This is a genomic window from Campylobacter concisus (assembly GCF_050447505.1).
GTDB lineage: Bacteria > Campylobacterota > Campylobacteria > Campylobacterales > Campylobacteraceae > Campylobacter_A > Campylobacter_A concisus_BP.
Genome location: NZ_JALMFZ010000001.1, coordinates 298,252 through 320,368, shown reverse-complemented (window position 1 = coordinate 320,368; position 22,117 = coordinate 298,252). Strand labels below are relative to the sequence as shown.

Annotated in this window: 14 protein-coding genes and 6 tRNA genes; 1 reads left to right on the top strand and 19 read right to left on the bottom strand. The window is 37.2% G+C overall.

The annotated features are described in order from the left end of the window. Positions 1-79 precede the first annotated feature (79 nt). Genes MTT09_RS01550 through MTT09_RS01540 form a run of 3 tightly spaced genes read right to left on the bottom strand, consistent with a single transcriptional unit; the run spans position 80 to position 9,498 of the window. Positions 80-511 (bottom strand): hypothetical protein, encoded by a 432-nt coding sequence (locus MTT09_RS01550; RefSeq protein WP_149704572.1) that lies wholly within the window; start codon positions 509-511, stop codon positions 80-82. A 2-nt stretch (positions 512-513) separates the two neighbouring features. After that, positions 514-7,716, bottom strand: coding sequence for a hemagglutinin repeat-containing protein (locus MTT09_RS01545; protein ID WP_429802142.1), 7,203 nt, complete (start codon positions 7,714-7,716; stop codon positions 514-516). A gap of 9 nt (positions 7,717-7,725) precedes the next feature. Continuing rightward, a complete protein-coding gene (locus MTT09_RS01540) occupies positions 7,726-9,498 on the bottom strand; it encodes a ShlB/FhaC/HecB family hemolysin secretion/activation protein (RefSeq protein ID WP_429802140.1) in 1,773 nt (590 codons plus the stop codon). Between the two features lie 445 nt (positions 9,499-9,943). On the opposite strand from MTT09_RS01540, the gene MTT09_RS01535 reads away from it, so the two are divergent. Continuing rightward, positions 9,944-10,699 (top strand): DUF4198 domain-containing protein, encoded by a 756-nt coding sequence (locus MTT09_RS01535; RefSeq protein WP_429799070.1) that lies wholly within the window; start codon positions 9,944-9,946, stop codon positions 10,697-10,699. A gap of 17 nt (positions 10,700-10,716) precedes the next feature. Here the strand turns inward: MTT09_RS01535 and imm40 are convergent, their stop codons facing one another. From imm40 to nuoI, 16 genes are all read right to left on the bottom strand, one after another. Then, positions 10,717-11,079: an Imm40 family immunity protein gene (gene imm40 / locus MTT09_RS01530; protein WP_429802138.1), complete on the bottom strand. Its 363-nt coding sequence runs from the start codon at positions 11,077-11,079 to the stop codon at positions 10,717-10,719. Next, entirely contained in the window at positions 11,076-11,513 is a 438-nt protein-coding gene (locus MTT09_RS01525) for a hypothetical protein (protein ID WP_103617757.1), read from the bottom strand. The genes imm40 and MTT09_RS01525 overlap by 4 nt, the downstream gene beginning before the upstream one ends. 328 nt (positions 11,514-11,841) lie before the next feature. Beyond that, a tRNA-Glu gene (locus tag MTT09_RS01520) sits at positions 11,842-11,916 on the bottom strand. 6 nt (positions 11,917-11,922) lie between these two features. After that, positions 11,923-11,998: transfer RNA gene (locus MTT09_RS01515), tRNA-Lys, on the bottom strand. Positions 11,999-12,116: 118 nt separating this feature from the next. Further along, a tRNA-Asp gene (locus MTT09_RS01510) sits at positions 12,117-12,193 on the bottom strand. Positions 12,194-12,205: 12 nt separating this feature from the next. Continuing rightward, positions 12,206-12,281 (bottom strand) — tRNA-Val (locus tag MTT09_RS01505). Positions 12,282-12,297: 16 nt separating this feature from the next. After that, positions 12,298-12,373 (bottom strand) — tRNA-Glu (locus MTT09_RS01500). A gap of 13 nt (positions 12,374-12,386) precedes the next feature. Next, positions 12,387-12,462: transfer RNA gene (locus tag MTT09_RS01495), tRNA-Lys, on the bottom strand. A 213-nt stretch (positions 12,463-12,675) separates the two neighbouring features. Further along, positions 12,676-13,404 carry a HEAT repeat domain-containing protein gene (locus tag MTT09_RS01490; protein ID WP_429802136.1) on the bottom strand — a complete coding sequence of 243 codons (729 nt, stop codon included), beginning with the start codon at positions 13,402-13,404 and terminating at the stop codon, positions 12,676-12,678. Between the two features lie 6 nt (positions 13,405-13,410). Further along, positions 13,411-15,780, bottom strand: coding sequence for a tetratricopeptide repeat protein (locus MTT09_RS01485; protein ID WP_429802134.1), 2,370 nt, complete (start codon positions 15,778-15,780; stop codon positions 13,411-13,413). 22 nt (positions 15,781-15,802) lie between these two features. Then, positions 15,803-17,293, bottom strand: a complete 1,491-nt coding sequence (gene nuoN, locus MTT09_RS01480; RefSeq protein ID WP_004317979.1) for an NADH-quinone oxidoreductase subunit NuoN — start codon at positions 17,291-17,293, stop codon at positions 15,803-15,805. Continuing rightward, positions 17,290-18,801 carry an NADH-quinone oxidoreductase subunit M gene (locus MTT09_RS01475; protein ID WP_107855892.1) on the bottom strand — a complete coding sequence of 504 codons (1,512 nt, stop codon included), beginning with the start codon at positions 18,799-18,801 and terminating at the stop codon, positions 17,290-17,292. The genes nuoN and MTT09_RS01475 overlap by 4 nt, the downstream gene beginning before the upstream one ends. Then, positions 18,801-20,639 carry an NADH-quinone oxidoreductase subunit L gene (nuoL, locus tag MTT09_RS01470; protein WP_429802132.1) on the bottom strand — a complete coding sequence of 613 codons (1,839 nt, stop codon included), beginning with the start codon at positions 20,637-20,639 and terminating at the stop codon, positions 18,801-18,803. The genes MTT09_RS01475 and nuoL overlap by 1 nt, the downstream gene beginning before the upstream one ends. 3 nt (positions 20,640-20,642) lie before the next feature. Beyond that, positions 20,643-20,945 (bottom strand): NADH-quinone oxidoreductase subunit NuoK, encoded by a 303-nt coding sequence (gene nuoK / locus MTT09_RS01465; RefSeq protein ID WP_004317991.1) that lies wholly within the window; start codon positions 20,943-20,945, stop codon positions 20,643-20,645. Further along, the gene (locus MTT09_RS01460) at positions 20,942-21,478 is read right to left on the bottom strand and encodes an NADH-quinone oxidoreductase subunit J (protein ID WP_054196019.1); all 537 of its coding nucleotides are present in this window, start codon (positions 21,476-21,478) and stop codon (positions 20,942-20,944) included. Before MTT09_RS01460 ends, nuoK begins: the two co-directional genes overlap by 4 nt. Continuing rightward, positions 21,471-22,109, bottom strand: coding sequence for an NADH-quinone oxidoreductase subunit NuoI (gene nuoI, locus MTT09_RS01455; RefSeq protein WP_429802130.1), 639 nt, complete (start codon positions 22,107-22,109; stop codon positions 21,471-21,473). Before nuoI ends, MTT09_RS01460 begins: the two co-directional genes overlap by 8 nt. Positions 22,110-22,117 lie beyond the last annotated feature (8 nt).

Here is a 22,117-nt window from a genome sequence, read left to right as displayed (position 1 = left end):
ATGATAACAATGTAAAAAATATTGCTATCACGATCCGTATTTTAATCATGACTTAAGCCTATTTACTCGCAAATTTACATCAATCATCAACATTACCTTTATCTTTTTTTCGTTTATTTCTAACGCTTCTTCTTTTGGGTCCTTTTTTTCTTTTTTCTAAAAATTCTAGTTTTCTTATATAGTCACCATATTTACTTGCATCCATCACCTCGCCACCACAAAAATTGCATTTACTTTTATCGCGTAAATGCCCAAACCACCAAGTAGTTTTACATTTAAGACATACTAAATACTCTGGGTATTTTTTGATGTTTTTTGTGGAACGCAAGGCAAGATAGAAAAATGCGAAACTAGCTGCTAAGCTAATAATGGCTGGAATAACATAAGTATCGCCCAAACTGGAAAAATCATGTTCAATTGCAAATCTTTCAAATTTTTTGTTCGCAAATATCCTAATAGATATAAATAAAAATCCAAAACCAATAAAGACATAGCAAAATTTATAAAACATAGTTATTCCTTGAATTTGCTATTATCAGTATTTATTGCATTCACTAGTTTCTTTCCTGATTTTCTTATTGTATTATAGATGTCAATAATCGATTCTCCAAATTCTTCAGGGTGTAAAAATTGATATGTTGCATAACCAATAGCGCCAGCAATAGTAGCATCTGGAACACCTCCTGGAAGATAACTGTTTATATATTCTATGGTCATAGCAGGATTATTTACGATGCTAAAATCGCTAGCTTTCTTAAATTCCTGTTTTGAGATAGTTTTTATACCTGATCGTTGCAATGCGTTTTTCCCAACAGCCAAAAGCCCATCTTGTGTAACTTCATAATGATTTCCAACCAGCACCTTTTCTTTTTTTATTACCCCAGTTGGTCTTATTATATAATTTTTAGTTAAAGGATTATGTCCTACCACTGCGTACTCTTTACCGCCTATATTTATTGTTTGAACACCTTTTATTGTTGTTGCTTGGTCTAATTTAACGATAGAGCTTAACGCAACATCTGTAAAATTTGTATTTTTTACTAAATTTACGCCTTTTGCACCAGCCTTACCTATCGCAACCACTCCATCTTTTGCTAACTTACCTAAACCAACAGCACCTTTTCCAAGACCAACACCCGCTTCTTTTCCTATTGCTGCTACACCAGTTAAACTAGATGTATCAAATCCTGATATTAATGCTATATCATCGCTTATGCCATTATAATCATAAACTTTTTCTAAAATCTTTTTATCGTTGTTAAATATATTATAGTACATATTTCTTACGCCACTTACCCCATTTACGGTTATATCTTTTGCTAAAGATATAGCACCGTCACGCAAGCTAGAAGCGGTAAAAGTCTGATCTTTATACCAGTTTTGCAAGTTGCTTGGTATTTTATCTGCATTAGATGCCAAGTTTAATATACTATTTTTAACTGTTTCTAGCGGTAAAGAGTCTATGTTTGGATGAATATATTTATTGTAAAAATCTATATTATTAATAGCTACATCTAAATTTAATCTATTATTTCTATTGTCAAATTTATCAACAACAAATAGACCCTCTTTGTTGTCAGGTTTTGCCAAAAACTCTTTTGCTAAAGCATCATCTTTATTAAACATCAAAGACCAGACATTATCACTTTGTTTTAGTGCTTGCACTGAAAGTCTTGAAATGGCTTCATCTTGAGAAATGTCTATACCTGTTCTCTCTCTAATGAAGTTGGCGAAATTATTGCCATTAGCCTTTAGCCAGTCTATTTCTGGCTGACTAAATTGTCTATTATCCCCCTTACTCTTATCTAAGCCATTAAACATATAAGAATTTAAGAGTAGGGTATTTAAACTACTTTGATTTTTCGTATAGTTTATCGCTGCATCTTTGGCATTGATGCCACTATCTTGTAAATTTAGAGCTTTACTTAGATAGTCACTAAAACTATCTTCTTTTAGTTTTGCATATCTATCTTGCTTACTATCTCCTGGTATAAATTTGCCAGCTTTATAGTCTATGGCATGTTTTAACTCATGTCCTAGAGTGCTTACAAACTGATCAACATTTTTAATGTGAGCTAAATTTAGTATTATTGATCCGCTATTGAAATGTCCTAGAAATTTTTCATCGTCTTTTCCTTTTGCAAATTTATCATCAATTATTCTTAAAGATATACCATCTAGATCAAGACCTGACATACTTGCAAATAGCTGTATAAATTTATTTCCTAAAGCCTCTTTTTCTTCTATGGTAACACTATCATCCGTTAGTTTTTGAGCCAGCTCTTTGCCTAATAGTTTGCCAGCTTCATACTGTGCAACATTTTCTTTTACTTCACTATTAAAATTAAACTCGCCTGTTTCTATAATTGCATTTAGTGCTTTTGTTATGGCAGTGGCTGTATTAAACTCATCTTTGATATCCTTTTGCCCACTCTTTGTTAGCACCCTTAAATCCATACTAGCATCTACATTTGAGCTTATGCTAGTATTTATTAGATCTTTTGTTAGTTTAGTTGTATCTCTATTTAGTTTTGTTAGATCATCAGAGTTATCTTTATCAGCTATCTCTATGTTACCACTGCCTAGAGTTGCTAGGTTTTTAGATAAGCTGTAGCTTAAATTTCTATGGTTAGATAGATCTATTGATTTAAGACCTGTAAATTTATCTTCTTGATTATTATTTGATCTGCTATCTTTATTGTTTTTATCTTCTAGGATATAGTTAGCCCCTATGCTAAAGTTTGTTCCTTTAGCATAGCTTGTATTTGATAGATTCTCATAGCTTAGGGTATTTGTTTTTAAATTTAGGTTGTGGTTATCTATAAAGGTATTATCTTTATCATACTCTCCTGCTGCTAGAAGTGATCCTTTTAGATGAGTATTATTGCCTACCTCTACGTTTAGCTCATTTGCTGTTATAGATGAGAGTACGGTTTGTTTGGTTATTGTATTCGAGCTTGATCTAGAGAAATTTGCATTGGTGCTAGTTGCTTTTGTGCTAGATGGATTAGCAAAGCTTGAGTTTGGTGATTTATCACTACTAAATCCTATGCCAACACCTACACTATATCCTCTTTCATTGTATGCGTATTTGTCTCTTACACTCTCTAAGTTTAGGTTATTTCCTACTTTTAAATTTAATCTCTCATCAGCTCTTAAATTTGCTCCTTTGATAGTTGCGTCATTAGCTGTGTTTATATTCATATCTTTAGCTGAGTAAAGATGAGAGTTGTTATTTGTTAGGCTCTCTGTGTCACTACTACTAGTAGAGTAGTTTAGGCCAGCACTTCCGCCGCCGCCACCATACATAGTATATCTCATGGTTCCACCTATACTTTTGTCTTTACTTTCTGATGTATAGGTGTTTTTGCTAGAGTTTATATTTAAGTTGTTTGTGTTTATATCTATTAGATTATTGGCACTTAAATTTGAACCAGTGATAGTTGTATCATTTGGAGTTTGTATCTTGATGTTATTTGCACTTAAATTTGATGGATTAGAGACTACTTCATTTGAGTTTGATTTTGATTTGTGACCATTTACACTAGCTGCTACTCCTACACTAAAGCCAAATGTATACCAGTTAGATGCTGCCTTTGCAGCTGCTGCTACTTGAGCTATAAGTGCTAGGCTCTTAGCTTCTACGTTTGCCATAGCTAAAGCTATATTTGCCTTATAGTACCTCTCTTCGTCATTAACATTTTCAAGGATATCTGATAGATCTTCTATATCTGAGCCATCTATGCCAGGAGTTTTACTTTTATAGGCTTGTTTTAGCTCATGTAGTTTATCTTTTAGATCATCTCTAGTGTGTTTATAGTTATCATACTCTTTTTTTACCTTTTTAAGCTGCTTTATAGCTTCTATCAAAGCAAGACTAGCTGGAGCCACCTCTACGTATTCGTTTTGGGCAGTGATAGAAAGAGCTGCTTTTGCTTGTTTTAGTGTTTTTGATATATCAGTAGTGTCGGTGCTATTTAATATATCTATATTTGCATTTTTACTTATTAGATTTATATCTTCTTTGGCGATCAAATTTGATCCAGTGATACCTATCTCTTCGTTTGCATTTAAATTTATATTTTTATCTGAAACAAGGTTTGACGATATAGCTTTAGTTGATGCTACATCGGTGGTAGATTTTTCATACTCTGCGTCTGCTACTCTTGTTTTGGTGCTAGTATCGTACTTAAATTCTTTTATAGGTTTTGGTTTTTGATCATTTGCAAGATCTTTGGTGCTTGGTAGATTTATACCCTTGCTCTTAGATATCTCATAGCTACTATGCTCGTTTTCGGCATTTGATATCTCAATAGAATTTGCCTTTATATTAGTATCATCTTTACTTGATAAATTTGCAGTTATAGTAGCTTCATTTGCTTTTAGATTGAGCTCTTTGGCTGCAGATATGTTTGAAAGCTTTGCTAGTGCGTCAAGACTTCCCTTTTCATTATAGCTTGAGCGATAAATTTGAGTTAAAGTATCTCCAAACATTTGTTCAAATAAGTAGGTATTTGAACCAGTCCCAATAGGATCTATCGCAGAAGCTACCAGCATACCCGGGTATGTCAATAATGAGATTATATTAATGTTTGAGCTCTTATGAACGCTTTTTTCTTTTATTTGCTCTTTGGCTGCTAATATAGACAAGTTATTGCCAACATTTAAATTTACATTTCCACCACTTTTAATATCTGAAGATATTATAGAGATGTCGTTTTTTGCATTTAAATTTATATCTCCTTGACTAGTACTTAAAGATGAGCCTTGTAAGTTTGTCTTAGCAAGAGAGTGCATATCAAGGCTAGATTTTAATCCACCAAATGACTTCTTAGAGCTAGCTCTTGCCTCATCATTTTTATAAGCTGTTGGAGCTAAGCCTATATTATTCGCATCTATGTTTATATCATTTTTAGCACTTAAATTTGAGCCAGTTACTATTGCGTTACCACCAGCCTTTAAGCTGATATCGCCTGCGTTTAAATTTGAGCTGATGACCTTTTGATTTATAGCCATTAGACTAGACTCTTTTTTAGAGAAAAAGCCCTTTGACTTCTCTTTAGTCTCCGTGCTCTCGTTTGTATTAGCGCCCACTACATATATATCATTTCCAGCTTCTATGTTTAGCTTGTTAGTAGCTCTTAAGTTGCTTGAGCTGATCTGTGTGTTTGACTTAGAGTTTAAATTTATATCTTTTGCGTCTAGGTTTGCGCTATTTAGCGTTTGGATGTTTTGGCTAAATTCCACGCCCTTTTCTTTTGCGCTATGGCTATAGGCAAACTCTTTAGCGTTTATATTTATATTATCTGCACTTAAATTTATCTTATCAGCCTCTAAGCCTCCGCCAGCGATGTTTAAATTTTCTTTAGCACTTAAATTTAAGCTCTCGTCTGCTTTTAAATTTGAAGCCTTGCTAAACTGAGATGACTCTTTGTCTAAGCTTATATTATTTGCATCTACATTTATGTTTTTGGCTGAAATTTCACTTGAGTTGATATTTGCTGCGTTCGCTTTTAAATTTAGATCTTTAGAGTTTAGCTCTAGGTGATTTAGGTTTAAATTTTGTGAGTTTAGATTGATATTATCAGCCACTACGCTACCAGCTAGGCTTATGTTTCCTTTGGCGTCTAGGTCAATGTTATTAGCCATTACTAGAGCTGATGCTTTTACGTTTTTATCTTTTGCCTCATTTTTAAATTTACTTATACTCTCGTTTCTTGCTTCATATAAGCCATCAAGGATATTTGCTATGTAAGCAGAGTTTATACTATCAAGGCTGTAGTAATACCCTTGGTTTTTAACCATTCTATTTAGATTTTTAATAATTGGGCTATTAAATATTGGCTCAGAGAATTTATCCAGATCAACATTTGCTAGCTTTATATCGTCATTTAGTGCGTAGCTTGAAAAGTCTTGCGTGCTTCCTACTATGTTATTGCCCGCTGCAAAGACTGCTGGCAAGCCAACATCAGTGTATGAGAAGTTAAAATTCGTGCTTTTTCCGCCCTTAGTCACCCATCTTTTTTGACCAAGGATTTTTCCTCTTTTACCTTTCCACTCTTGTTGCTTCCATTTAAACTCATTAAAACTTCGACCATCTCTTGTTAAATTTAGCGCTACGTTTGTTATATTTTTGCTATCAAGCACAAGGTCATTGCCAGCGTAGATAAAGCTCTTATCATTTAGCACTTCATCTGTTTTTAAATTTATATCATTGCTTGCTACTATGCTACCTGGGATGAAATTTGCCTTATCTTCTTCGTTTAAAATTTCTTTGTTTATAGAGTAGTAAATTCTCTTTAGTACTTCGCGGTCTTTTGCTTTGCTAGTATCAAGTACTACTTCGTTTTTGTCTATGTCTAGTCTTAAGTTATGAAATACCTTTGTCGATGTGCCATATAGATATGAGTCTTTGTGTAAATTTAGAGCATAAAGAGTGCTATCTTTACTTATAGCCTCTTTTAAAATTTCAGCATTTAGCTCATCTTCGCTTAGCTCTTTGCCTAGTTTTTTAAATTTAGCCTCTATCTTTGCTTTTATCTCTTTTAAATTTACCTCTTCAAGTTTAAATCTATTCTCGCCACTTTGCTTTAGAGCTAAATTTTTAGCAAATGAGCTTTTCTCCACCCTAGCCTGCGAGCTTGAGTTATTTACTAGCTTTTTAGCCTCTACATTTATATCTTTAGCATAAATTTGACTAGATGTATTTACCAAAGTCTCTGCTTTTATATTAAGGCTCTCTTTGGCTGCTATTAGCGCTTCATCTTTGTTTGTTATAGTATTTGCTTTTATGTTTGCATCTTTGTTAGAAGCGATAGCGCCAGCATTTACTATATCGCCATCAAGGCTTATCTCTATGTTGTTATTTGCTATGACTAGACCATTATTATTTACGCCTACACCGTTACTTGTGCCAACTAGTTTGATTTTATTAGCATACATACCGCCAAGCGCGCTACTATCTAGGCTAAAGCTGTTTTCTTGGTTTTTAGCTTTTACGTCGTTATAAAGCCTGTCTTTGCTTGAAGCAAGCGCCTTTTCACCGATGATGTTTAGCTCATTTGCGTGGATATTTGAGTTTAAATTTATGGCATTTGAGATCACGTTAGTATAGTCGCTGCTCTTATCGTTTAGGCCGTCCCCTACGATATCGATTGACTTATCAGATATTAGCTCTATCTCTTTAGGGCTTAGTTTATTGATATTGCCTGTTGTTAGTGTGAGTGAGCGAGAGTTGATCATATTTAGACCATCTATGCTTATGCCATTTGGGTTTGCTATGACCACATCAGCTCTGCTACCTGCAACCTCTAAATTTCCTTTTAGAGATGATTTCTCAGCTGAATTTACTTTGTTGATAATAAGGCTTGCCTCTTTATTTAGCCTATAGTTTGCATCTATCTGACCAGCTATCTTTGTATCTATGTTTTTATTAGAGTTATTAAGGATAGTGCCAGTGGTTGGGGTATTAAACCTGCTATATTCATTTATAGATACGCCCTTGCTATCAGGGTTTGTGATGTTTATTATTAGCGTCTCATTAGGAGCTTTTAGTATATCAGGGCGGTTACTAGCACCTGGGTCAGCTATGATACTTGGCTCATTTGCAAGGGCAGGCATAGTGCCAAGTAACAAAGAGAGACTTACGTAGAAATTTAAGCCTATGGTTAAAAGGCTAGGCTTTTGTGCATTTGAAATTTGGTTGTTCTTTAGCATATTTTATCCTTAAAATTCGTAGCTTATGATGAAATTTACATTTGTTGATTTAGATTCAAAGCTCTTTGGTTTATAAAGAGGTTTAGAAACTGATATGTCGTAGCTTAGGTTGTTGTAGGCTTTTATGTTGCCTCTTAGACCTATGGCGTATCCTGCAAGGGTGTTTTTATCCTTTATGCCACTACTTGCTGCTCTTACCATGCCAGCGTCAAGTCCAGCATAGACAGAGTTGCTCTTATAGTAGTTATATGAGAGGGTATTTCTTACGCTTACTCCGTGGTTTCCAACAAGCGAGCTCTCCCCGTCAAATCCTCTAACACTGTAGTATCCACCGATACTAAATTTATCTTGCAAGCTTAGTTTATTTAGACCATATCTTGCGTTGATATTTAGATCATAGCTTAGTGGAAGTTCAAATTTATATTTGTAGTTTAGGTTTAAATTTATTAGAGCAAATCTAGACGTGGCCTCGCCGCTATCCTCCAAAGGATCAGGCTGTGAGTTAAATATACCAGTGCCTTTTTTATAAGCCAGCTTGGCGCTAAAAGCTTGGTTGTAAGAATTCCAGCTTGATTTTACACCTACCTCATATCCAGCATTTCTTCTAGCTTGGTTATCTAGCTCGTAGTCTTCTAGGTAGTTTTTATTTTTTCTCTTAAATAGCTTTACATAAGCGCTATTTTTAAAATTTGAGTCTCTATAAAATGTATAAGCAAGGCTTAGTGAGTCACTCTCGCTTCTACCTTTGTATGTGTAGAGGTTGTAGGCTGCATTTATGATCTGGGCGTAGTCATATTTACTCTTTTCATACTCAAGCATGAAGTATCCAAATGGGATACTAAAGCCGTAATAGTAGTTATTTGAAGCTCCGTGATCAGTGGCGCCATTAAATTTATTTGTAACCTCATATTTTTTAAAGATATCTTTGCCGCGCGAGAAGCTAAAAATTTCGTTAAATCCAAGTAAATTTAGCGTGCTTAAATTTAGCATACCTTGATACTTGCCACTTTGTTTTGAGCCAAGGTTGTCAATGCTTATAGCAGCCTTTAGTGGGAAGCTATCAACTCTAGTGATCACTATATTTGAAAAGCCAGCTCTGTTTGAAGGTAAGAACTTAATGCTAACATCATTTTTCGAGACGTTTTGAAGTGACTCAAGAGCCTGCTCGATATCTCTTATGTTTGCTACTTTATTTTTATGAGAGTACTCACCAAATGCGCTAAATAGGCTAGCTCTATTTCTTTGGCTGTCATTTTCGTTGATGCTTATGTTATCTATTAAGCCAAGATTTATCACAAACTCTAGCTTGGCATCTTTTAGACTCTTTGTAGCTAGGCTCGCACTTGAAGTGATATAGCCACTTTTTATTATCTCGTTGTTAAAAGAATTTATGATTAGATTGATAGAGTTTTTGCCAAGACAGCTGCCAGGTTTAAAATCAAGCTTGTTTAAGCTAGCCTCTAAGATAGAGTTAAATTTAGAGTAGTTTTTGTTATAAGCTTCTCTTATTATAGCCTCATCAGTGCCACTACTAGCGTTAAAGCTAGCAATTTCATTCTCACTAAGAAGTGAAATTTTATCTATTTTAAAGCATGGGGTTTCGTTTAAATTTAGCTTAGCTTCTGAAGTTGGTTTTTCGTTAAGTAAATTTATGTTGGAGCTTTCGTTAAAAGAGCTTGCCATATTCGCCCTAATCTCTTCGTTGTTTAACTCGTTTTTTAGATTAGTCTCATTAGCAAGTAGCGCAGCACACACCATGCTTAAAGATAAGAGAGTTCTCATCTTAACCTTCCTTGGAAATAACTATAAAGTTATATTTTTTAAAATAATTTAGTGACATTATAAAGGATATAATCTTAATCTAATATTAAAATATAATGAGAAAAAAGAATTTTTATACAAAATATTTCAAAAATGAAACTTTTTAGCTATCTAAATGGCAAAGGCAAATTTAATTTGGTTTATTCTCTTGTATATAAAATTTAATTTTATATTGACAATGATTATTATTTTGATATAATTGCGCCACTGATTTTTATTTCGTAATTTCAGTGATTAAACTATTTTTATAGTCATGCTATTTTTATAAATTTGATAAATTAAATTTGATTTTAATTACTAAATTTTCTAAAAATTAGCAAAATTTAGATCTATAAAAATTTAACAATATTTTTGTGACATATATTAGAAATAGAAAAATAGACAATTTAATCTGAAAGGATAGGTAATGAACAAGCATTTATTTGCACTTTTGGCTTTGGCAGCACTTAGCAGCCACTCTTTAGCTCACGAATTTTGGCTTTTTGGAAGCAGCAAAGAGGTAACTAGCGTTGATATCGGCTATGCAGACGACTTCCCAACTGTTGAAAAGATCCCAGATAATAGGATCGCCCTATTTGAAGCCCCATACGTTATAAACAAAAATGGCGAAAAACTGAGCCTAAAACAAAGCGGCGAAAACTACCACTATGAAAGGGCTAAACTAGAAGACGGCTCATACCTTATAGCTGGCGAGTATAAGCCTACGTTTTGGACAAAAGCGAGCGATGGCACATGGCACATGGGCAAAACCAAAGAGGACATCAAGGACGCCAAATACTGCAAAAAAGCGAGCATGAGCGCAAAAGGCATCATAAATAAAAACGCGAAAGATGGCTCAGTTACAAAGCCTTCCGAGCAGCGCTTAGAGATAGTCCCACTTGACAATCCAGCAAATTTCAAAGTTGGCGTGCCATTTAAAGTGAAGATTCTATTTGAGGGTAAACCTTTAGAAAATGCCACGCTTGATGGAACATTTGATGGATTTTTAAAAGAAAAAAGCGCATTTCACGGCCAAACTGAGCCAGATGGCACGATAGAGGTGCTTGCACTTAAACCTGGAAAATGGCTACTACAAACAGTGCACAAAATGCCATTTGCCAACTCAAAAATTTGCGATGATGAGACGATTGCTGCAACGCTTGCGTTTGAGCTAAAAGAGTAAATTTAGCATTGAGCGTATCAGCTTGATACGCTCTTTTGAGTATTATTTTTTATATTTGCAACCACTAGAGTATAAATAAAATCATCTCCATTGTTTTTATAATAATTGTTTATATATTTACTTGCTTTTTCAAAAGATTTTATAAAGTTGCTCCCAGAAAAGCTCCAGCTATCATATGTAATGATGATTTCACCACCATTTAACTCATAAATATCTCCACCAAGCACCATCATCTCTTTTTCTTTGATAATGTCTAAAACTTTTACAATATCGTCAAATTCCCAGCCGATCTCATAAACACCGATTTTTTCTCTTAGAAAAATCCCCCTACTTAATAGTGCTTGAGGCAAGATATTTATAAAGTCTAAATCTATAATCATAAATTTTCTATCATATCCGTCCAAAACGGCACATTTTTATATTCACTTATATATTTTGGAATATCAATACCACAAAATTCATGCAATAAATACTCTTGTAAATTTCTACCGTAATAGACTATATCGTCATAATATATTGACAAGACTGGCGGATCATTATCATCATTCATCTCTGGCATAAATCTATGAAAATAGACTGGTATGATCTTTGGTGCATTTTTATATAGCTCAGCCACAATTTTAACTCTTTGCTCTCTTGATATCTTAGACCATTGATCCGGTAAATAAGTGCTATTTGGTATATATTCTTCAAAAGAGGCGCTTTTCACAAATTCATAAAAATGTTGCATCATATTTTTTATTTTCGTGACATTTCCACTTGAAAAGTCACGCCAATCATAAAAGCCATCCGAAACTGGCAAAGCTGTAGTCAAAAACGACCTTAAATTTAATATCATAAATTTCGTATATTTTTTCAAGCTCGTTTTGAGTAAGGCCGGCGTCAAGTTTAATACCTCTATCTTTCAGGAGTTTAATAATTTCTAAATACACTATTCAATCTTAATAAAACGTTTATAATGATTTAAATAAATTCCAAAATCTAAAATTACTCTTACTAAAGTTGATATTTTAGACTCACAGTAATCATTCTCTAAAGTATTTAATATATTTGTATAGAAATATAGATATTACGACTTATAACAAAATACAAATAGTTGAAACTTACAAGAAAATACAGTTTTTATTTAAGAATTTAAAAAATGGTGACCCATACGAGACTCGAACTCGTGTTACCAACGTGAGAGGCTGGTGTCCTAACCGCTAGACGAATGGGCCAAAAGATGGTGCCCCGTGTAGGTCTCGAACCTACGACCCCATCATTAAGAGTGATATGCTCTACCAACTGAGCTAACGAGGCAAGATTAAATATCAATAACAAAGTGTTATCTTAGAACTTATAATCTTAAAATTTAATTTGATCACTCAAAAAAACAAGAAAAAATAGAATCAAGAACCTTAACCTAAGGTTTAGTAGATGGCGCAGCGGACGGGGCTCGAACCCGCGACCTCCGCCGTGACAGGGCGGCATTCTAACCAACTGAACTACCGCTGCACCTAAAAGTAATGGTGGTCGCTATAAGACTCGAACTTATGACATCCACCTTGTAAGGGTGGCGCTCTACCAACTGAGCTAAGCGACCTAAAATTTAAAATATCTGGCGACCCTTAGAGGATTTGAACCTCTGTTTCTACACAGAGAAAGTAGAGTCCTGAGCCACTAGACGAAAGGGTCATAAACCCAAAAATGGTGTCCTGCGTTGGATTCGAACCAACGGCCCCCTCATTAAAAGTGAGATGCTCTACCGACTGAGCTAGCAAGACATGATTATTTAAAAAAGAATTGAGATTATACAAAAAACATTATTATATGTCAAGAAAAAATTAAATTTTAAATCAAATTAAAGCTATTTTGTCCGCTATTTCTAAGCGAAAAATATAAAATTTTATTTTTAAATCTTATAAATTTAAACCATTTTTACTTTATAATTCAATAAGCAAAACACAATCAAGCACCTAATCCGCTTAGTGGCAAATTTAATCCTTGCCTAAAAACCTTACAGCTGTTTTTCTAGCTTTTTCTATCTTTTCAGCCTCTTGATTTTGAGCTGCGCTAGAAGATATCCACTTTTTACCAAATAAATTTTGAGCTGCTTCTATCATAACTGCGCAGGCGTATAGATCTTTTTCACTAGAGATGCCTTGCAAAAATGCGGCTTTTGTTTTATCTCGCAAGATTGCTTGGCTAACCCTGTGAAAAGACATCTGCATAAGGCCAGCTGCCGCCCATGCCCTGCAAAGGCTATCCTTGCTTTCTAGTATCTCGCTTATTAAAATTTCTATTTGCTCTAACGTGCCAACCCAACCAAGCGCTATTATAAGCTTGCGGCGAAGGACATTTTCTACGCTTGTAAAAGAGAGGATATACGGGATAAGGCGGTCACAAAACGCCGCATAAAAGTCTCTATGCTTAGACTTAGAAAGGATTTGCGCTATAAGATAGATGGTTTCTATTTTTAGTTTTTGATCACCCTCCTTGGCTAAGCGCTCAAACAAAAACTCCAGCCCAGCGCCTCCATGCCTATCAAAACTACTCTCAAAATTTAGCTGCCCGCCCTCTTGCCACTCTTTGCAAATGAGCTCATAGTGATACGCTATCTCATCGCTAGCGCCTAAATTTGCGATAAATTTGATCCTTTTGCCGTCTAAGAAATTCTCTTTTTCTAGCTTTAGATACTCTTTTTCAAGATCATTTAAACTTAGCACTAAATTTTACTTTATCATCTCAAGTTTGGCTTTGCAGGCATCTTTGTAAGCACTTGTAAAATTTGAGCCAATGCATTCGTTTAGATATGGCTTAGCCAGCTTATACTGCTTTTGTCTGATGTAAATTTCACTTGCTAGATTTAGAGCATGCAAGCGGTCTTCTGGCTCAAGCTTCATATTTAATATAAATTTCGCCTCATCAAGCGCCTCATCAAGATTGTCAGTTTTTAGTGAAGCCTCTGAGTAGTCAAAATTTAGCTTTGGCGAAAAGGTATTTATTTTAGCTCTAGTTTGCAGCTCAAGCGCCTTTTTAGCGTAGGTTGCAGCGATAGCATAGTCGTTGCTCTTCATCGCGTAGTCACATATAGCTGCGTATGCCTCGATGATCTTAAAGTCCTGTCCTCTTAGCTGCTCGATCGCACTGATCGTTGAGACTGCCTCGGTAAAGCGCTTTAGCACAAGTAGTGAGTAAAATCTATCAAAAAGCGATGGCGTAGGATCCGAGTACTCGACCGCTGAACCAAGCGAGAGCGCGTCATTTGCCGCAGTGATCGCATGCTCGTAGTCTTTATTTTTATATAAAATTTTGCTCAAATTTACCAGCCACTCGACCCTATCTTCTAAATTTTCATCCTTTACGTGCGCCTTGGCAAGCTCTAACGCATCGTTGTAACGTGCCGTTCTAAAGTAGCAGTTAAAGAGCTTAAACTGTGGCAAAGAGACCTTGCTCACATCGTAGTTTTCGAGTAAATTTACAACCGCTGTGCAGTCATCTTTGATGAAAAACTCTTTTGTTAGCTCAAGCGCAGCCTCATTTACAAGCTCCATTGCCCGGCTTAAATTTTCATCTTTTGCGAGGTTGTTATAAGCTAGCGCATCGGCAAATTTACGCTCTTTTAGATCAAGCTCAAGCTCGCTGATTAGCGCCTTTTGGCTGATATTTGTGCCGGCATATTTTTCTATTAGATCTTTATATCTTGCGTGGAGTGCGGTGGCGTTTTTGTCATCCTCTTCAAAAAATAGCCCATCCTTTGCCTTAGCGACCTCATCGATATAATCGCCATATTTAAACTCTTTTTCGTATCTGTTTAGATACTCATACGCCCTTTTTTCATCTTTGGTTTTGGCTAAATTTAGCGCTAAATTTTTTAATGCAGCCTCGTAAAAATCCTTTGTCCTGTCACTATTATTTACCAAAATTTCATAAATTTTAGCAGCCACGTCTGGCATATCTTTGCTGGCAAATGTATAGGCTAAATTCATCGATTTTGTCGGATCGTTCATGAAAAATTTTTCATTTGCATTTGCGATCTTTAGTACAAATTTCTTCGCCTCGTCAAATTTCTCTTTATCGATATTTGCGTCTGCTAGGCTTAGTGCTGCCCTGCTTGCAAGGTCGATGTCGTTTGTAGAGTAGAGCACCTTTTCATAGTCACTTAGCGCCTCTTTTTGCCTGCCTATTTTATATAGGTAGTCAGCATAATCAAGCGTGGCAAGCTTTGTAAATTTAGACTCCGCGTGCTCTTCGCTTAGTATGTCAAGCATATATTTTGCATCACTTGCGATGCTATCTTTGAGGTAAGCTCTGGCGATGAGATATAGCACCTCTGAGTAGTTCTCATCAGAAGGGAATTTCCTTATCCAAGCTCTACCCTCGCTTACGATATCTTTTGGCTCCAGCCCCTCAAACTCGCTCTTTGTCTCAAAAATTTTATCAAGTGCTCTTAGTCTAAAAAGTAAAAACTCACTTGAAAAAAGACTAGCTGGGTGCCTTTTCATCGCTGTTTGCGTATCTTTTACCACGCTTTCATAAGCGCCCTTTTCGTAAGCTCTTTTTATATTTATGTAGATGTCTATATCGTTGCTATCAAGCCCAGCGATAGGCGCTTTGTTAAGATCGAGCGCTCCGATGCTTGGACTTAGCATATCTCTAAAATCAGGCGAAAAATTTAGCCCAGATACTCTTTTGTTGTTTTCACTGAGTGAAGTGTCGATGATGATACTAAAGTGCTTTGAAATGGTCGTCTTTGGCATATCTTGCACGCTTGGACTGCTGTAAAGCTCGGTTTGAACATTTAGAAGTTTTGAAGGCGCCTTTGGCATGATGACGATAAAGAGCTTGCCGTCTTGCTTTTTATATTTTATGTCCATTAAAGGCAGTGTCGTATCTTCGATCTTTGGCAAGATCCCATCATCGAGCATACAAACGTAGCGCTTCGTGTCATAGGCTAAAATTTGCTCCACACATTCAAATTCTTTCTCGTCGCTTAGCTGAAGGACACTATAAGGCTTATTTGCGTTTGCGCCGCTGTTTAGGCTAAGGCTAAAGGCGGATAGATAAAGCGGTAAAAATAAGATGGTTAAGAGCTTTTTCATGCCGCCATTATAGTTAAATTTTCTAAAATCCTGAAGCAAAGACAAAATGCTCGATAAATTCCAAAATCGCCCCAGAAAATAAAAAGGCAAAGACCGTGCCAGCAACGGCAACTCCAACGATCACTTTTAGCGCCATCGAAACATTTGAGATGTATATATTTTTATCTTTTACGATAGGCTCTTTTAAAAACATAAAGACGATGAGCTTTAGGTAGTAATAAATAGCAATCGCAGAGTTTATCATGATGATGAGGCTAAGCACGACGTAGTCAGACTTTATGAGCGATGAGATAAGCACCATCTTGCCCCAAAATACGCTAAAAGGTGGTATGCCAGCAAGGGCGATCATGAAAATTCCCATTATCACGGCGTAACTTGGCAAAATTTTAATAAGCCCTGAAAATTTCTCATACGGGTGTTTAAAGCGCTTGTCCCAGCAGACGACGTCGTCGCACCTTGCCACCCAGAGCATAGAAAATGCGCCCAAATTTGCAAACAAAAACATGATCCAGTAGAAAAACAAGGCGACATTTGCCTCGTGAGAATTCGCTACAAGCGCGCAAAGCACGACACCAGCGTGAGCTATCGAGCTAAAAGCTAGCATCCTTTTGACGTCTTTTTGCACTAGCGCCATGATGTTTGCAAGGCTCATCGTAAGCACGGCGATGATGTAGAGCATATCTTTTATCCATGAAATTCCAGAGCCCTCAAGCATCGCAAAAATTCTTAACGCGACTATAAATCCCGCAACCTTTGGCACGATAGACATATAGCCTGCTAGTGGGGCATTTGAGCCCTCATAAACGTCTGGTATCCAGGTGTGAAATGGTATGAGCGAGAGCTTAAAACCAATGGCTGAAGCGATGAAAACGCAGCCAAGAAGGATTATTAAATTTTGATTTAGGCTAAGATCTTTTATGACAACGCCTATACGGGCAATGTCTATTGAGTTTGTTGCTAGATAAAACATCGCTATCGCCATCGCAAAAAAGCCAGCTGAGAGCGAGCCCATCGCGAAGTATTTGATGGCTGCCTCGACGCTTTTTGCCTTGTTGTGAAGGGCGATTAGGGTGTAGAGGCAAAGCGAGCTGATCTCAAGGCCTAAAAAGATGATAAGTAGGTTGTTTGAGCTCACCATAAACAAAAATCCAGCGATCATAAACAAAAATAGCGCGTAATACTCGTAAATTTTATACTCAAAATACTCTTTTGTGCTAAGTGCCAGCGGGATGAAAAGGGCTGAGGCGATTAAGATAATGATCTGCGAGATGATAGAAATTCCATCGACTAAAAGCATATCCCAAAAGCTTAGGCTAAGTCCGTTAAAATCAAGCGTAATACCTAAATTTACAAATATAGCGATGATGCAAAATACGCAGTAGAAATTCCTCGAAAGATCCTTTTTTATCGCTCCAACTATGAGGATAAAAAGCGCAAAAACCATCATGCTAAGCATCGGCGAGAGTGATTGCAAAGAGATCTCGTTTAGGTCTAAAAAGGCTATTTCGTTCATAGTTTGCTCCCGCCATTTAAAGATGAAATTTTATCCTTTGTGCCGCTATTTACAGCTCTAGTTTGCATTTTGCTTATGATATTTTGCACGCTTGGCTCAAGTGGTTTTAGTATCAAATTTGGTGCGATACCAAGAGCGATTATGAGCAAACAAAGTGGCACAAGAGCAGCTAACTCTTTAAAATTTAGATCTTTAAGGCTTAAATTTTTCTCCTTGCACTCGCCAAAAAAGACCCTTTTATAAAGTACCAGCATATAAACAGCGCCCACAATGATGCTAAAGCCACCAAGTAGCGCAAAGAGCTTGTTTAGCTTAAAGACGCCAAGCAAGCTCAAAAACTCACCCACAAAGCCAATAGTTAGTGGCAGACCGATACTTGCAAGCGTTGCTATAAAAAATATGAGTGCGTATTTTGGCATCACCTTAGCAAGGCCGCCAAATTCGCAAATTTCTTTGGTGTGAGCTCTCTCGTAGATGACGCCAACTAGCAAGAACAAAGCGCCACTAACGATGCCGTGGCTTATCATTAAAAATATCGAGCCGCCAAGGCCTATTAAATTTAGTGAAAAAATGCCAAGCATGATGACACCCATGTGTGAAATGGAGCTATAAGCGATCACTTGCTTCATATCGCTTTGCGCGTAGGCAACAAGGGCTGCGTAGATGATCATGATGATGGCTATGACGCAGACGAAGCCACTTAAAAGTAGGCTCGCATCTGGAAAAAGTGGGAGTGAAAATCTCACAAAGCCGTAAGTACCCATCTTTAAAAGCACGCTAGCAAGCAGCACCGAGCCGATAGTCGGAGCCTGTCCGTGTGCGTAAGGTAGCCACGTGTGAAACGGAAATAGCGGAGTTTTCACGCCAAAAGCAAAGAAAAATGCTAAAAATAGCCAAATTTGAGCATTTTCTCCGATGCCAAGCTTATACCAATCAAGCAAGTTAAAGCTAAATACGCCGCTTTTTTGATAGCACAGATAGCCGATGAAGATGATCGCTACTAGCATAAAAACAGAGCCTAAAAATGTATAGATGAAAAATTTAATCGCAGCGTAAATTCTATTTTTACTACCAAATGCGCCGATGATGTAAAGAAGCGGTATGAGGCTAAGCTCCCAAAAGCTGTAAAACAAGATCATATCAAGCGCGCTAAAGACGCCCATCATCGTGCTCTCTAAAAATAGCACGCTAATAACAAGGTGCTTTAAATTCCCATCATCGCTAAGTGCTGCGATAGAGATGAAGCTCATAAATGCGCTAAGGACTATAAGCACAAGCGAAATGGTGTCGATGCCGACAAAGTAGCTGATATTTAGGCTTGGTATGAGTGAGACTTGATGCGTTAAAACAAAGTCATAACCCTGAAAATCGACATTGACGCAGATAAAAATGGCTAGCAAAAGCTCGATAAGAGCGATGCTTGCTCCATAAAATTTGATGCTTTTATTTTCTATCAAAAAGCCAAGTATTGCGCTTATTGCTGGGAAAAATATGATTACACTTAGCATTATTTGGCTCCGTTTAATAAAAATATAAAGCTTAAAAGCAAGGCAAATCCTGCAACCATAAATCTAAGCATGACGCTTAAATCGCCACTTTGCATTTTGTTTGCAAGATATGCAAATTTAGTTACCAAAAGTGCGACAAAATCGACACTTTTATCAACTATCATCTCATCAAATTTCTTACAAATTTTAGAGATTAAAGCGTAGCCATTTATAAAAAATTTCTCATAAAATTTTGGGATAAAGTAGGCATTTTGCAAAATTTTGTAAATTTTACTTTCGCAAATGCTCTCTTTAAAAATTTCTTTTTTATAAGCAAACACAGCAAAGCCAGCACTTGCAAGCACTAAAGTAAGCGTTAAAACGAGTAAGAAAATTTCACTGCTGTGAGATAAATTTAGCTTAAAGTCCCCAAGGCTAGCACCCAAAAACTCACTGAAGTTGCTCCAGAAAAAGCCGCTGATGACTGAGAGAACGCCAAGCATGCTCATGCCAACAAGCATGTAGTTTTTGGCTTCATGTACGTGCTCCTCGCTCTTTGGTCTTGCAAAAAATACTAGCATGACAAGCCTAAAGCTATAAAATGCCGTAAGAACTGCGCCAAAGAGCAAGACGAGCCACAAAATTTGATCTTCACTAAAGGCGACCTCTAAAATTTTATCTTTTGAAAAAAAGCCAGCAAATGGATAAAAGCCAGCTAGCGCACAGCTTGCGATGATAGAAAGAAGTGCGGTTGGCTTCATAAATTTATAAAGCCCGCCCATTTTTTTGATATTTAGCTCGTCATTCATCGCATGCATAACGTTTCCAGCACACAAAAAGAGAAGTGACTTAAAAAATGCGTGCGTGACAAGGTGAAAAAGTGCGATCTTGTAAGCGCCAAGACCAGCCGCTACAAACATATATCCAAGCTGTGAAAGCGTCGAGTAGGCGACTATCTTTTTAAGGTCATTATGCACTAGCGCGATGCTTGCGGCAAATATCGCTACAAATGCGCCAAGGCAGGCGATAAAGTGCGAGACTTCAGGCACGTTTGCAAAAATGAAATTTGCGCGTATGACTAGATAGACGCCAGCTGTTACCATGGTCGCAGCGTGGATGAGGGCTGAGACTGGCGTTGGTCCCTCCATGGCGTTTGCAAGCCAAGTGTGAAATGGAAACTGCGCGCTTTTACCCATGGCGCCTATGAAAAGAAGTGTGGCAATGATGCCTAAATTTAACCCAGAAAGGTCGCTTCTAGCGTTAAAAACCTCGCTAAATTTAAGCGAGCCAAAGCTATAAAATATATAAAAAATGCCAACAAGCATGGCTAGATCAGCCACTCTGTTCATCACGAAAGCCTCGTTTGCAGCGACGTTTGCGCTAGGCCTTTTATACCAAAAGCCAACGAGCAGCCAAGAGCAAAGTCCAACGCCCTCCCAGCCGATAAAGAGCCCTATGAAGTTATCGCTTGAGACAAGGACGTTCATACAAAAGACAAAGAGCCCAAGGTAGCTAAAAAAGCGGTTGAAACTCGCGTCATCTCTCATGTAGCCAATGGAGTAGATATGCACGATGCTAGCGACCACGCCCACGGTGCTAAGCATCACAAGGCTGATCGCGTCAAGGTAGAAGCTAAAGCTAAGATCAAGCGAGCCTAAGTTTATAAACTCTTTTAGGGTTAAATTTAGTGGCTCATCTACGCTAAGACTAGCCGTTAGCATGAGTGAAGCTGTGGCGCTAACGATCATGAGAAGCGAGCAAAAAAGACCGATAAATAAATTCTTACTGCTATGCGAAAAGATGCCAGCTATGATGAAGCTAAGAAGCGGAAAAAATAGCGAAATACAAAATAAAATCATCTCTTAGCCTTTCATATTTGTCATCGAATCTAAACTGATGCTGCCAGTCTTTTTATACCAAAGCACGAGCAGACCTAGTCCCACAGCGACCTCGCTAGCGGCGATGGCTACTATGAAAAATGCGATGATCTGCCCAGTTAGGTCAAAGTAGTATTTTGAGATGGCTGCAAGCGCGATGTTTGCTGAGTTTAGTAAAATTTCGCTTGAGAAAAATAGCATTATCAAATTTCTTCTTCTCATTATGCCAACAAGCCCTATGACAAAGACCAGACTTGCTAGGATGAGGTAGTGAGTAAGGCCTATCATAGCATCTCCTCAAATTTGCTTTGCGCATCTAGGTCTTTGTGTATCAAGATGATGCCAGCCACCATCGCCACAAGTAGCATGATAGCGCACATCTCAAAGGCAAGCAGATACTTGCTAAAGAGCAAAATTCCAACCGCTTCGATGTTGCCAAGATTAGCGAGGGTAGAATTTACCACCTCTTGCTTAGCGCTATAGATCGGCGCTAAAAAGATAAATATCAAAAGAAGCGCTATGAAGCTACTTAAAAGATAGACGATGATCTTTGCTTTTTTACCGCTTTTTGGCTCGCACTCCTTGCTGGTGTCAAAAAACATCATCGCAAATGCGTATAAAACGACCACCGCGCCTGTATAGACGACGATTTGCACCACGCCTAAAAACTCAGCCCCAAGCAAGAAAAATATAGCTGATATAAAAACCATGCCAGCAGCTAGCGCAGAGACCGCATTTAGGGCGTTTTTGCAAAGCACGCTAAAAGAAAAACTAACTAATATAAGGGCGCTAAAAAGATAAAATGCAAAGCTCTCATACATCGCTTGACCCTTTTAAATTTATATCCATCACTTCTGCCTTATCTTCATTTGTAAGCGCATTTGGCGTCTTTTTTACTAGGCTACTAGCATTTTTAGGTAGCGCGCCATAGCCCTCAAACTCGGCTTGATCTTTTAAAAATTTATCATCCGTCAAAAACTCAGCCTTTGTACCAAAGAGGATTTTGTTTTCACTTGCGACCTCGTACTCTTGCCCGCAAACTATGGCAAGCTCAGGGCAGACATCAGCGCAAAATCCGCAATAGACGCACCTGCTTAAATTTATCGTGTAGCTTGCAACCTTTTTGCGGCCATCTTCGCCAAGCGAGGTCTTCATCGAGATGCAGTTGCTAACGCAAATTTTCTCACATAGCCCACAGCCTATGCAGCGCTCATTTTCACTTTCAACAAATTTTAAAAGCCTGTGAATCCCCCTATATCTGGCGTTTAGCTCCATCTTTTGCATAGGGTATTTTAGAGTGTGCGACTTGCTAAAGAGCATCTGCTTTAGCGTGATCTTTAGCCCCATTAAAAGATCAAGCTTAAAAGTAGCGGCGATGAAGTGTTTAAATTTATCAAATGCCCCTTTTGGCTCTATCTTTTCGTCTATCAAAATATATCTTTTCTCGCTCATTTTACGCC

What these genes read in the sequence shown, in the direction of transcription:
- MTT09_RS01550 (WP_149704572.1), bottom strand. Translation starts at nt 511, where the DNA reads ATGTTTTATAAATTTTGCTATGTCTTTATTGGTTTTGGATTTTTATTT.
- MTT09_RS01545 (WP_429802142.1), bottom strand. Translation starts at nt 7,716, where the DNA reads ATGCTAAAGAACAACCAAATTTCAAATGCACAAAAGCCTAGCCTTTTA.
- MTT09_RS01540 (WP_429802140.1), bottom strand. Translation starts at nt 9,498, where the DNA reads ATGAGAACTCTCTTATCTTTAAGCATGGTGTGTGCTGCGCTACTTGCT.
- MTT09_RS01535 (WP_429799070.1), top strand. Translation starts at nt 9,944, where the DNA reads ATGAACAAGCATTTATTTGCACTTTTGGCTTTGGCAGCACTTAGCAGC.
- imm40 (WP_429802138.1), bottom strand. Translation starts at nt 11,079, where the DNA reads ATGATTATAGATTTAGACTTTATAAATATCTTGCCTCAAGCACTATTA.
- MTT09_RS01485 (WP_429802134.1), bottom strand. Translation starts at nt 15,780, where the DNA reads ATGAAAAAGCTCTTAACCATCTTATTTTTACCGCTTTATCTATCCGCC.
- nuoN (WP_004317979.1), bottom strand. Translation starts at nt 17,293, where the DNA reads ATGAACGAAATAGCCTTTTTAGACCTAAACGAGATCTCTTTGCAATCA.
- MTT09_RS01475 (WP_107855892.1), bottom strand. Translation starts at nt 18,801, where the DNA reads ATGCTAAGTGTAATCATATTTTTCCCAGCAATAAGCGCAATACTTGGC.
- nuoL (WP_429802132.1), bottom strand. Translation starts at nt 20,639, where the DNA reads ATGATTTTATTTTGTATTTCGCTATTTTTTCCGCTTCTTAGCTTCATC.
- nuoK (WP_004317991.1), bottom strand. Translation starts at nt 20,945, where the DNA reads ATGATAGGCCTTACTCACTACCTCATCCTAGCAAGTCTGGTCTTTGTC.
- MTT09_RS01460 (WP_054196019.1), bottom strand. Translation starts at nt 21,478, where the DNA reads ATGTATGAGAGCTTTGCATTTTATCTTTTTAGCGCCCTTATATTAGTT.
- nuoI (WP_429802130.1), bottom strand. Translation starts at nt 22,109, where the DNA reads ATGAGCGAGAAAAGATATATTTTGATAGACGAAAAGATAGAGCCAAAA.